At 41.6% G+C, this 13,190-nt stretch carries 8 protein-coding genes; 2 read left to right on the forward strand and 6 right to left on the reverse strand.

Annotation, left to right across the window (positions count from 1 at the left end; translation table 11 throughout):
- Positions 1 to 8: 8 nt before the first annotated feature.
- From HMPREF9969_RS03160 to HMPREF9969_RS03185, 6 genes are all read right to left on the reverse strand, one after another.
- Positions 9 to 212 carry a hypothetical protein gene (locus HMPREF9969_RS03160; RefSeq protein ID WP_036894819.1) on the reverse strand — a complete coding sequence of 68 codons (204 nt, stop codon included), beginning with the start codon at positions 210 to 212 and terminating at the stop codon, positions 9 to 11.
- Between the two features lie 689 nt (positions 213 to 901).
- Positions 902 to 1,684 carry an acyl-ACP--UDP-N-acetylglucosamine O-acyltransferase gene (gene lpxA, locus HMPREF9969_RS03165; RefSeq protein ID WP_009434424.1) on the reverse strand — a complete coding sequence of 261 codons (783 nt, stop codon included), beginning with the start codon at positions 1,682 to 1,684 and terminating at the stop codon, positions 902 to 904.
- Between the two features lie 31 nt (positions 1,685 to 1,715).
- Positions 1,716 to 3,095 (reverse strand): efflux transporter outer membrane subunit, encoded by a 1,380-nt coding sequence (locus HMPREF9969_RS03170; protein ID WP_009434427.1) that lies wholly within the window; start codon positions 3,093 to 3,095, stop codon positions 1,716 to 1,718.
- Between the two features lie 21 nt (positions 3,096 to 3,116).
- On the reverse strand, positions 3,117 to 6,380 hold the full coding sequence (locus HMPREF9969_RS03175; protein WP_009434440.1) for an efflux RND transporter permease subunit: 3,264 nt from the start codon (positions 6,378 to 6,380) through the stop codon (positions 3,117 to 3,119).
- A 114-nt stretch (positions 6,381 to 6,494) separates the two neighbouring features.
- Positions 6,495 to 7,826 (reverse strand): efflux RND transporter periplasmic adaptor subunit, encoded by a 1,332-nt coding sequence (locus HMPREF9969_RS03180; RefSeq protein ID WP_036894811.1) that lies wholly within the window; start codon positions 7,824 to 7,826, stop codon positions 6,495 to 6,497.
- A gap of 279 nt (positions 7,827 to 8,105) precedes the next feature.
- A complete protein-coding gene (locus tag HMPREF9969_RS03185; RefSeq protein WP_009434434.1) occupies positions 8,106 to 9,530 on the reverse strand; it encodes a CCA tRNA nucleotidyltransferase in 1,425 nt (474 codons plus the stop codon).
- Positions 9,531 to 10,123: 593 nt separating this feature from the next.
- On the opposite strand from HMPREF9969_RS03185, the gene HMPREF9969_RS03190 reads away from it, so the two are divergent.
- Positions 10,124 to 10,288 (forward strand): hypothetical protein, encoded by a 165-nt coding sequence (locus HMPREF9969_RS03190; protein WP_036894813.1) that lies wholly within the window; start codon positions 10,124 to 10,126, stop codon positions 10,286 to 10,288.
- Positions 10,289 to 10,333: 45 nt separating this feature from the next.
- Positions 10,334 to 12,562 carry a fimbrillin family protein gene (locus tag HMPREF9969_RS03195; RefSeq protein ID WP_009434433.1) on the forward strand — a complete coding sequence of 743 codons (2,229 nt, stop codon included), beginning with the start codon at positions 10,334 to 10,336 and terminating at the stop codon, positions 12,560 to 12,562.
- The last annotated feature ends 628 nt before the right edge of the window (positions 12,563 to 13,190 follow it).

Here is a 13,190-nt window from a genome sequence, read left to right on the forward strand (position 1 = left end):
ACTCTCTGTTAGTCTTCCCATGAAGATGTGTTTTCATCTTCTAAGTCTTCATCATTCCATTGACTTGCCTTAGCAGCAGCTGGACCAGAAGCGTGATTTGCCTTCTTATGCTGGCTCGGGAAAGACGTATCCATCAAATAAGTGGCTTCGTTGACTTGAATTATCATACACTCTGGTGCAGAATAACTCTTCTTTACTTGCTTTTTTCTCATTACTTCATTGATTAAAATAGTTGTTATTTCGTTCTTATTTTGCTTAAAACGGAGTTCAGAAAAGGGCATAAAAAAGCGAACAAAGGAAACTCCTAGAAGTCCTTTGTTTACAGGGGGTACGGCACGCTTCGCGCGCGCGTATGCGAGAAGAAAAAATGTGTTATTAGACGCTAGGTGCGAATGTGTGTGTGTGTTAGCAAATTATTTGGATTGACCAAAGATAAAGTGCAAAAAGATGCAAAGAATCGGATAATTCTTTGCAGTACTTCGTTCACTTGATATGTCATTGCTAACTGTTTCACGACGGCAAAGGTAAGAAGAATAAATTAACTAGCCAAATAAAAACAAAAGAAAAAGCCTCACCCCCGCCCCCTCTCCGAATGGAGAGGGGAGTGAAATGTACTGTTTGCTGGGGATTTGTAGGAGGTTTATAGGTAGATTTGTTGGTGATTGGATAGTGGTTAGATAGAGGTCTATCAGGTGTTTACAATATAATAAAGATGGCTCAAATGATATGTCATTAAAAGAATATGTCTCTCTGGCATTCTGTCTAAAGAATATGTTACTAATGCTTTCACGTTCCTTTGTTACTATGTCTTAAAGACTCGTGCGTTACTCTGTCCTAAAATGACAGAAAGACTAACCTCACGGCCAGTCTTTCCCTCATCAAAAAAACATTGATATGAAATTTAGATTTTACTAATGATTCCTTCTCCCGTTGCTCGCACGAAGTCGACGATATTACGAATCTCGTGCGAAGCGGGCACTTGTTGTTCTATCTGAATGCAAGCATCAAAAACTGAAGTCTGACCATGGAACAACAGACGATAAGCATTGGCAATGTGCTTGAGAATCTTCTCATCAACACCAGCCCGCTTACCGATAGTTGTGTTAACACCATGATACTCAATTGGTGCACCACCAGCGATAATATAAGGAGGAACGTCCTTCGAGAAGGTAGTACCTGCTTGTACCACAGCATACTCACCTACCCGTGTGTTCGCTTTCTCTACAACGTTTGAAGAGATAATCGCTCCAGTTCCAATCTTACAATCACCTGCAATCTTCGCACCATAGCCAAAGACACAATTATCACCAACGACGGTGTCATGGCTAATATGTGCACCTTCCATGAGGAAGTTATTCGAGCCGATAATGGTTTTGCAGCCACGGTGTGTGGCACGATTAATAACCACATTCTCTCGAACAATGTTGTTATCACCCATCACCAGTTCGCTTTTCTCACCCACGAAATTGAAATCCTGTGGCAAAGCAGCAAGCACCGACCCTTGATGAATCTTGTTTCCACTTCCCATTCGAGTACCATTCAAGATGCTAACAAAGGGGAAGATAACGCAGTTATCACCGATGACGACATCGTCTTCTATATACACAAATGGGAATATCTTACAGCCGTCTCCAATCTTTGCCTTCGGAGAGACTTCGGCTTTTGGACTAATTACGCTACTCATACTCTTGAATACTAAGAATTAAACAAACGATTTACTTAGAACCACCACCAAGTGCATTATACAGATTGACGATAGATTGTAGCTTCGTAAACTGCTCTTTCACTTGTGATATTTCTGCATTAAGTAAGCTCTGCTGAGCGGTGATAACCTCAAGATAGGTACTTGAGCTTTGTGCATAGAGCATCTGTGTGTGCTCTACATTCTGCTTCAGAACATCTATTTGTTGTTGCTGCAACTTCTCTTTCTCACCAGCTGAATTATAAGCAACAAGGGCGTTGCTCACTTCTGAACCAGCCTTGAGAATACTATTCTGCCATGTGTTATATGCTTGCTTATACTTATCTTCTGCAACACGCAAACCAGCTTTTAATTGTCCACGCATGAAGATAGGCTGAGTCAAACTACCGACTACACTCAAGAGCAACTTACCAGGGTTAACCATGCCATTGCTGTTGGTCCACGCTCCAGTAGGTGATATGTTCAATGCTGGATAGAAACGACTGCGTGCCTGCCGAATATTATAGAAGCATTGAGCCAACGCCATTTCGTTTGCATGCACATCGGCACGATTGCTTAGAAGTTGTACACCAATACCACCTGCGAAGTTCGCCGGTAAGCTCTGATTGGCTAGACTACCGCGTGCAATACCTTGCGCTGGTTCACCAAGAAGAAGACTAAGAGAGTTCTCTGTCTCACGTATCTGACGACGGATGTCTGCGCCCTGTGTCTGTACACTATAGTAAGCAGCTTCGGCACTCTGAACACTCGTTGAACGAGCACGACCATACTCCATTTGGAGTTTCATCATGTCCCAAGTATTCTTTGTCAGTCCAGACATATCATCGACAATCTGCTTCTGACGATCGAGCATTAACAATGTGTAATAGAGATTAGCTACGTTACAAATCAGACTGGTCTGCACTGCTACCTTATAATCCTTCGACTGAAGGAGCATCATCTGGGCTGCTTTCTTCTGGGAACGCAGCTTTCCAAAGAGATCAACATCCCAACTTGCAGAGACTGGGAGTGTGTAAGACTGGGTGGAAGGCGTGTGCGAACCAAAGTGGGAGATCGTACCCGTCGGTGCGAAAACCACAGATGGTAAGAAAGAGAGATTCGATGTCTTCACCTGCTGCTCGGCAATATCTATGTTCAATGCAGCATTGAGTAGGTCGGGATTATTTGTAAGAGCTCTTTCGATAAGAGACTGCAAATGTGGGTCAGTGAAGACACTACGCCATGGAAGGTTACCAAAGTCATTGGCTCCCTCAAGCGTTCCCTTGTCATCAACAGGGTCTCTCACAATCCCATTCGTCTTCACATCGGGACGCTCGTAATTGCCATAGAGACTCTTACAGCCTGTCAATGACAGGGCTGCAAGGGCTATGATGATTATATTCTTATTCTTCATTATTGTTCTTTTAATGTAATACTACTCTTCTACCTTATAATCATGTGCAGGTCCTTTCGCAAATTGCTCAAGTTCCTTTATGACATCATGATTAGCCTCATCTTCAAACTCTAGTGGCTTAATACGCTCTTGTAAGTACTGGAAGCCAGCGAATAGAGCTGGTACAACAAATACCTGACAGAGTGTACCAATCAACATACCTCCAACAGCAGCAGCACCCAATGTCTGGTTACCATTATGACCTACACCGCTTGCAAACATCAATGGTAATAATCCAATGATCATCGCTAAAGACGTCATCAAGATAGGACGAAGACGTGCACCAGCACCTAAGATGGCTGCATACTTGATTGCCATACCTGTTCGACGACGCTCAAGAGCAAACTCAACGATAAGGATGGCATTCTTAGCCAACAATCCAATCAACATAATCAAGGATATTTGCATATAGATATCGTTGCTATGCCCGAAGATCATCGTGAATATGAACGCACCAGCAAGACCGAATGGTATTGACAAGATAACGGCTAATGGGAGGATATAACTCTCATATTGTGCACTAAGAATCAAGTAGACAAACACGATACAAAGGACGAAGATCATCGCTGTTGAGTTAGAAGACTCTTGCTCTGAACGTGTCAAGCCAGAGAACTCATAGCCATATCCCTGTGGTAACACTTGTTTTGCCACTTCCTCTGCTGCCTTAATAGCCTCTCCAGAAGAGACCCCATTTGCTGGTGTCGCATTAACGGCAATAGAGGTAAAGAGGTTGAAACGAGTGATATTTGATGGTCCATAAACACGCTTCAACGTACAGAATTCACTTACAGGAGCCATACCTGCTGCTGTTCGAACATAGATATTATTCATGCTCGACTCGTCCATGCGGCTCTCTGCTGTTCCTTGTATCATCACACGGAAGAGCTTACCGTATGCATTGAAGTTGGATGCATACATACCACCATAGTATCCCTGCAATACAGAGAGAATAGCTGCTGGTGATGTTCCTGCCTGCTTTGCTTTCGCAACATCTACATCCACCATGTATTGAGGATAGTTCGGGTTGTAAGTGGTAAGTGCTCGGCTAAACTCTGGACGCTTGTTCAAAGCAGCGAGGTAATCCTGTGCTACTTTAAAGAACTTATTCAAGTCGCCACCTGTCTTATCCTGTAAAGAGAAGGAAAGACCATTCGACATACCATAACCAGGAATCATTGGCGGTGCAAAGGCAAGTATCTGTGCGCCCTTAATACTAGCTGTTTGCTTATAAATCATACCCAAAATCATGTTAGAAGAAGTTGGGTCAATGAATAATCCAGCAATACCAGCACCCGTGAATACTGATTTAATACGATCAAACATACCATATTCACGCTCAGCAAAAGGCTTCAACTTAACAATAAAGGTTGACTGGTTAGAACCCTGTCCAGCCAAGAAGTTGTAACCAACTATCTGCTCACGACGTTCAATGTAAGGGTTACTTGCCAACATCTTATCCACCTGATCGGTCACTTTCTGAGTCTCTACTTGTGATGTCCCAGGAGGTAAACTAATCATGGCAAACAAAGTTCCAGTATCTTCATCTGGCACAAGTCCTGTCTTAGTAAACGTCATTGTAAGAACGAGAGCCACGAAACCTACAACAACAGCAGAGCCTGCTATCCAACGATGGTTGATAATCTTCTCAACTTTTTTCTGATACTTAGCATTGATCTTGTCATACTGTGTATTGAATGCCATGTGGAATCTATCAATGCGTGAAAGCTTCTTATGTTCCTCATCATTGTCATGTGGCTTCAAGAAAATAGCACATAGTGCAGGTGACAAGCTCAAAGCATTCAGAGCAGAGATAACGATTGATACCGCCATTGTTACACCAAACTCACGATAGAAAGTACCAGATGTTCCACCAATAAATGATACTGGCACGAACACTGCTGACATCACCAAAGTAATAGAGATGATAGCTCCTGAAATCTCATTCATTGCATCAATGGCTGCAGTCATCGCACTCTTATAACCTAAATCGAGCTTTGCATGAACAGCCTCAACCACCACAATGGCATCATCGACCACAATGGCAATCGCTAATAACAATGCTGACAAGGTCAAAAGGTTGATGGAGAATCCAAACACCCATAGGAAGAAGAATGTACCAATCAATGCCACTGGCACAGCAATCATAGGAATTACTGTCGAACGGAAGTCTTGCAAGAAGACATACACAACAAAGAATACCAACACAAGTGTAATAACCAGTGTACGAATAACTTCCTCTATAGATGCAAAAAGGAACTCTGTTACATCCTGTTCTATCGTCACTTTCATCCCTGGAGGCATCTGCTTCTGTGCATCAGCCAAAGCTGCTTTTACATCATCAGCAATCTGTGTAGCATTTGAACCAGCCACCTGGTTAACCATACCTAATACGGCTGGTTGACCATTGTTACGCATAGCTACTGAATACATCAAACCACCTAACTCAACCTTTGCCACATCACGCAAGTGAAGTGTCTGCCCATTTGTATTGCTTGAGATAATGATATTTCCATATTCTTCTGGCGTCTTCAAACGTCCCTTATAGCGCATAGTGTACTCAAACTTGAGCTTACTTTGCTCACCAAAGGAACCTGGTGCTGCCTCAATATTCTGTTCTGCAAGAGCACCAGAGATATCAGAAGGAACAAGACCATACTGCTTCATCTTATCTGGCTGGAGCCAAATACGCATTGAGTAAGTCTTCATACCAGGTATATGGACGTCACCTACACCATTAATACGCTTCAACATTGGAACGATATTGATGTTGTTATAGTTCGTCAAGAACTCATCATCATATCGTCCATCATCTGTTGTCAAGGAGTACATGACCACATTCGAACTCTGACGTTTCGATACAGTCACACCCACACGGGTAACTTCAGCAGGTAACAAAGCCTGTGCTTGTGACACACGGTTCTGCACGTTGACTGCAGCCATGTTCGGATCAGTTCCTTGCTTAAAGTAGACTGTGAGCATCGCCATACCAGCGTTAGTTGCAGTCGACTCAATATAAGTCATATTCTCTACACCATTGATACTCTCTTCCAATGGTGTAATAACTGAATTCAATACGGTCTGCGCATCAGCTCCTTGATAGGAGGTTTGAATAGAGATCGTAGGTGGCGCGATGTCCGGATACTGCTCAATAGGCAGTGACATCAAACCGATTATACCCAAAAGTACGAAGAAGATGGATATAACCGTTGATAAAACCGGTCGTTTAATGAAATTCGTAAATGTCATAACGATTATTCTTTTGAATCATGGAGATGGGTGAAAAATAGCCGAAGAAAACTTACTTCTCACAGAGAACAGCCCCTCTGTTTCCACTCATTACTCCTAATTCCTAACTTCTAATTACTTACTCTCTCCCTTCATAGTCTTTAAGAAACCTGAAGCAGAGCTCTGATTCTCACCCAACTTCTCAGCTTTCTTAATGGCTTCTTCATACTCTGCTGGAGTCAATGCCTTTATCTTTGCACCATCTTCCAAACTTGAGATTCCCTTGCTAACAATGCGGTCACCCATCTTTAATCCACTAGTAACGATGTAATTGATACCATCATTCTGTGGGTTAATGGTTATCTCGCTGTAATGTACCTTATTATTAGCATCCACCTTATAGACAAATACCTTATCCTGCACCTGAGTGGTTGCCTCTTGTGGAATCAACAATGCATGATTATTGTTCTTAGCAATAACAATCTGCCCACTACCGCCACTCTTTAACAAGTGCTCAGGGTTAGGAAAGCGTGCAATAACGCTGATTGTTCCTGTTGCTGGGTCTATGATACCACTCGTCTTGACAATGACTCCCTCATGATTATAGGTTGAACCATCTGCAAGCAACAAACTCACACCTGGGAACTTCTTAATGGCATTGCTCAAACCATCACCTGCACGGCTCAGTTTCAACACATCAGCCTCGGTCATTGAGAAGTAAACTTCTATTGTAGAAGTGTTGCTAACAGTTGTTACTGGCTGTGCAGAAGAGGCACTTACCAAGGCTCCCTCTTTGAAAGGAAGACTACCGATGTAACCAGAAGCAGGACTCTTTACATAACAGAAGCCAAGGTTATCCTTAGCAGTTGATAGCATTGCTTGTGCCTGACGAACACCTGCTTGCGCTTGACGAACTGCAGCTTGCGCAGAAGCGACACCACTTTGTGCTTGGCGCACAGCAGCTTGTGCCGTTTCAAAACTATTCTTTGCTGACTGCAACTCATAGTCGCCTATCACCTTATTATTATATAGGTTCTTACTGTTTGAGTAAGTCAAACGAGCGGTAGCAGCCTGTGCATTAGCCGAATTAAGACTTGCGTTAGCCTGGACAACACCAGCTTCAGCCTGTGCCACAGCACTCTGAGCCGAGTTTACTTGTGCTTCAGCCTGGCGAACAGCAGCCTGATAAGTGGAGTTATCCACAACGAAGAGCACCTGACCAGCATGCACATACTCACCCTCATGCACGTATAGTTTCGTGATAAAGCCGCTCACCTTTGGGCGAACCTCTACATCCTGAACACCCTTAAGCGTAGCTGGATAAGTTGTCTTTAGCTGTGCATTAGATGCACCAATCGTAATCACAGGATACTCATCACTTGTAGGAAGCCCCTGCTGACCGCCTCCACAACTGGTCAATAACGCCACAGTTGCAGCTACGAACAATAAGATTTTATTCATTTTCATACCTATTTAATATATTATATTCATTCTTTTTATCTTGTCATTCACCTCTTTCGCATAAGAGATGTACATACTTCTCGTATCAAACTAATCTCTTCATAAAAGTAATGCATACTAAAAACCAAAGTATAATACTTGAGTTTTTCAGTATGCAAAACTACTCATTAATTATTAAAGATACTTAGGTTGCAAATAGCATTTAACAATTATTACCTATAAACATACCATTTAGGACTCTTATATATAACCTCCATTAACAATGGATGTCATCTTTCTTCATTCTTAAATCAGCCCCAATTCACTTGCCTTATTGCGTAGAAGTTCCATTAAAGGCTCTCGTTCATTTGCCACTTTATTATCAAGCACAGCATCTTTCAGCGTCTGCTTCAAAACGCCCACCTCTCTACTAGGTTTGAGATGGAACATTTCCATGATCTCATTACCATCTATACAAGGCTGCAACAGGCGTTTGTAATCACGCTCCTTCAGGTCTTTTAGTTTCTCACGAACGATTCGGAAGTTATCAAGAAAGCGTTGTTTGCGGGCAACATTCTTACTCGTTATATCCGCCTCACACAGAGTCATCAAGTCATCAATGTCTTCGCCAGCATCATTCATCAGTCGTCTCACAGCCGAGTCGGTCACCTCTTCATCAGCAATAACAATCGGACGCATGTGTAAGTCTACTTGCTTTTGCACATACTTCATCTTACTATCCATCGGCAACTTCAACCTTCGAAAGATATTAGGCACCATCTTTGCACCAACATAGTTGTGATTATGGAAGGTCCAACCCGCTACAGCATCCCACCGTTTACACTTTGCTTTACCCACATCATGCAATAATGCTGCCCAACGTAACCATAAGTTATCCGTATGCTTGCAGATATTATCCAACACTTCTAAGGTATGATAAAAATTATTCTTATGTGCTCGTCCGTTCCTAGTCTCCACGACATCCAAAGCAACTAGCTCTGGCAAGATGATTTGCAAGAGCCCACAACGATACAAATCGATAAATCCCTTGCTCGGTGTTGGCGTCATCATAATTTTGTTCAACTCCTCTTCTATGCGCTCCCCACTAATAATCTTTATTCTTTCGGCATTGCGTTCCAACGCCTCGAAGGTCTCATCATCAATAAAGAAATTTAATTGTGTAGCAAAACGAACGCATCGCATCATACGCAATGGATCATCTGAAAAGGTTACATCAGGGTCTAAGGGCGTGCGAATGATACCATCCCATAGGTCGTCAACACCACCGAATGGATCGACTAACTCCCCAAAGCGAGCCTTATTCAAACACACTGCTAGGGCATTAATCGTAAAGTCCCTACGATTCTGATCATCCTCTAGTGTACCATCTTCTACCACTGGTTTCCTACTATCATGGCTGTAACTCTCTCGTCGAGCACCTACAAATTCAACCTCGGTGTGCTTATATTTCACTTGAGCAGTACCAAAGTTGCGGAATACCGAGAGGTGAGCTTTCTTACCAAGAACGGCTTTCAATTCGCTAGCTACCTGTATACCACTCCCCACCACAACTACATCTATATCATTAGAAGGGCGTTCTAAAAACAAATCACGCACATAGCCGCCCACTACGTAACACTCCAGCCCGAGTTTATCGGTGGCATTGGAAATATGATGAAATATATCTTTATCTAATAATTGTGCCAATTCGGCATCTGAAAGATCTCGCATAACTAAATGTTATCTTTGTATGAATAGCAATGCAAAGATACGTAAATTAGTTAAGTCACACAAATTAAGTATCATGTAAAATAAGGTAAGCTGAGCACATCCTCAAGCTGAGTTGTATTTGAAGGAAGAACGAGCTATATTTAAAGGAAGGCTTAGCTATATCTGAAGAGAGGCTTAATTGCATTGGAGCAAAGGCTTTCTTTAAGACAAGAAGAGCGTATGTTAGTTTAACACAAATACTTAGGTAAATTATAGATAATTTTATATACCGACGCTACTTTTAGTTAATTATCCTTATCAAAAGGGCTTTTTCTTATTCGCTTTAGTACTAATTACAGAATTAGCAGTACCTTTGCAACCCACAAAAGAGTAAAAGGTAAATAGACTTTATTCAACACTATAAAAACGAACGAGGCCGCAATAGCAATAACAACTGAGTTTGTATTCATTTGCATTGCCCATTCTTTCCTTCTTAATAAAGGAACTCTATAACTATTAGAGAGGATGGATGATTGCCGTAAAAACAATCAAGTCGGTAACGACAAGAGGCAGAAAGAGTTATACAAGACAAATTAATATAAAGAACAAGACAAATGAAGAGAGTATACGAAAAGCCCTCGACAACAATAATATTCATGGAAATAGAGGGTAACTTGTTAATGGATAGTGCACATGGTACTCAACACGAGGGGTTCACTAATAGTAATAACACACCCCCAACAATTGATGATGGAACTGATGATGATAGTCCATTCTAAGGGAAAATAGGATTAAACGAATGTCGAAAAACGAATAACAGCAATATGAAGTATACAAATCTATTAAAGACTTATGCCTTATGTATGGGTCTTGCTTTAAGTGTTATGTCTTGTTCCAAGGATGATTTTGGAGATGGCGACACAACAGATGAACAACTAGTAGAGATGTCTTTCACATCCACAGGATTGGAAAAGCCTTCAACAGAAGAGACTGCATCTCAATCTAATCAAATAAAGACTCGCACAGTATTAGGCTCTGACGGCGCAACTGTTACTTGGCAAGCAAACGATAAGATTGGTATTGGCTTTAAAGGAAACCAACCCAAGAATTATCCCTTCACAACTCCTACTGCAGGAAGTGATGTGCGTTTCTGGGGAAATGCACCAGATGTCAATAACGTATCATACTTCATGATGTATCCTTATCAGCAGGATGCAAAGATTTCAGCAAACAGTAACACCCAAGCAATATATCAATACAACTTTCCAAAGGATCAGAACGCCATTGCTGGCACATTTGATCCAAAGGCGAATGTATCTGTTGGTATCATTCCACAACGTGGAAAACCATTCGTTGCATACAATGTTGGTGGTTTGCTCCGCTTTACCATCAAAGGAACTTCAGACGTAAAGCAGGTAAAGTTACTTTCTATTGGGCAGGAGAACCTTGCTGGTAATTTAAAGTCAACCATCACTTTTGCTAATGATGGAAAGATTAGTGCGGCTAAAAACGAGTTCAGTACGGCTTCTCCTGTGGTAAACCTTACAGCGGCGTCTGGCACTCTTGAGGAGAACAAGGCATATTACATAGCACTCCCTGAACAAAAGCTTTCACAGGGCTTGACGCTTGTATTTATCATGCAGGATGGTAAAGCTATCTTGAAGAAGGTTAAGCAAGAAATCAAAATTCAGCGTGCCAAGGTTTACGACCTCGGTGAGATGACACTTGATGCATCTAAGGCTAAGGCTTTCATACTCAAGAACCAGGGGCTGATTGAGGCTGTTGGTGCGAAAGTTTCAGGTGGCTTAACTACAACCGCAGATGGACACCTGGACATCTATGCAGCAGACAACTTGGAGAAGATTCTTTCTTTCAAGGGAATGTTGGAAGTAAATAACAAAGACAACTTCACGTCAATTGATGAGCTACAATACTATCGTAATATTAATGGACTGAACCTTCAAGGTAACAAGAATCTTGCAGGAGAGCTTAATCTCAACAAGTATCCACAGCTCACAGATCGAATAGTTATTAGTGGAAGTCCATTGGTAACAAAGATTAATGTGACAGGATTGGATAAGATAGTACAGTTACAAGCACACCACTTGGATGGAATGACAGAAGTTGTAACTGGTGGTAACACTAAGCTCAACTTATTTGCATTGTATAATAACAACAGCCTTCAATCGGTTGATGCAAGCAATATGCCTGCATTAACAACCTTACAGACATATTATAGTCCCAATATACAGACCATCAACACTACAAATTCACCGAACTTGAACGACTTTAATGGTCTCGACAACAAGAGTCTAAATAACTTTGTTGGCTTATCAGAGAACTCAAAACTACAAAGATTTTGGGCATCAGGTTCAAAGATTGAGAGCTATGACTTCAGCAAGATGACAAACCTAAGGGATCTCAACCTTGCAAACGCCTCAGTGAAAGAAATTAAAGGACTGTCTGCCGCAGGAGCTAACTTACAGTTTATAACATTATCAAGTACAAATATAACATCGTTGGATGTATCGCATAACACAGGCGTAAAAACGATAAATTTATCATACGCATTCGCCTGCACGGAATTAAAAGGTTTGACTGCTGCTGGTGCAAATCTTACCCAATTACTTTTAGTTCAAACAAAAATAAGTTCATTGGATATTTCAAACAATAGCAATCTAACTGAACTCGATATGTATGATGTAAAGACACTAACTGCATTGGATGTGACGCATAATCCGAACTTAATAAAGCTACGTTTACCAATGACCTCTATAAGTACGCTCGATGTGTCAAAATGCACAAAGTTAACATATTTAGGTGTAGCACATTGTAAACTTTCAACATTAGACATACGTCACCTAACAAACTTGGCAACATTTTACGCTGGTAGTCAAAGTCCAAATGGTTCCTTGGCAAACATTACAGTCACAATGACAGCTGCACAAAAGGCAAAATTGGAACAAGTAAAGCCATTCAAAGAAAGTGCTAATGATAACCAAGCCAAATACGAGGACACGAATAGCTGGGTAAAAGTAGTAGTAGCACCATAAGATTATACTGCATTTACACATACATCCACAGAGCGGGAATGTCCTTAACAGGCGTTCCCGCTCTTTATATAACCACTCTGTTGAAGTAAATCAAATAAAGAGATCGGTTTTGTAAACGATAAAGCATTAGCAAATATCTCCTTGTTACGTCTTTAACTCACAATTTCAAACCCAGCGAACAAATCCTTTCCTACCCAGCGAATGGGTATCATCGTACCCAGCGAATAGGTAGACTTCTACCCAGCGGTTGGGTAGGAAAGGACTTACTCGCTGGGTACAATACGACCCATTCGTTGGGTATAAAACAAGCAATAAAAGGATGTTTTAAATATCAAAAAGCCTCTCCCTAGAAACACAAAGATTCTTCGCGAAGAAAATCAAAATTGTTCGCGAACAATTCCCAAATTCTTCGCGAAGATTTTTTAACCGAATCTATGCTTATCACGGAAGTAGGACTTGTAAGGCACGGGAGTACATCTTGTGGGGCACGAAATGTACTTTCGTGCCCCACAAAAGTACATTTCGTCGATGTTAACAGTTACGCCCCTCGCCTTAACTATTGTTTACATATAGGATTGCACAAAATACCTAACGTGCGTCTCCATCAACTGCCAACAGGTTAGAAATT

The organism is Prevotella sp. oral taxon 306 str. F0472 (assembly GCF_000257925.1).
In the GTDB taxonomy this organism is placed as follows: domain Bacteria; phylum Bacteroidota; class Bacteroidia; order Bacteroidales; family Bacteroidaceae; genus Prevotella; species Prevotella vespertina.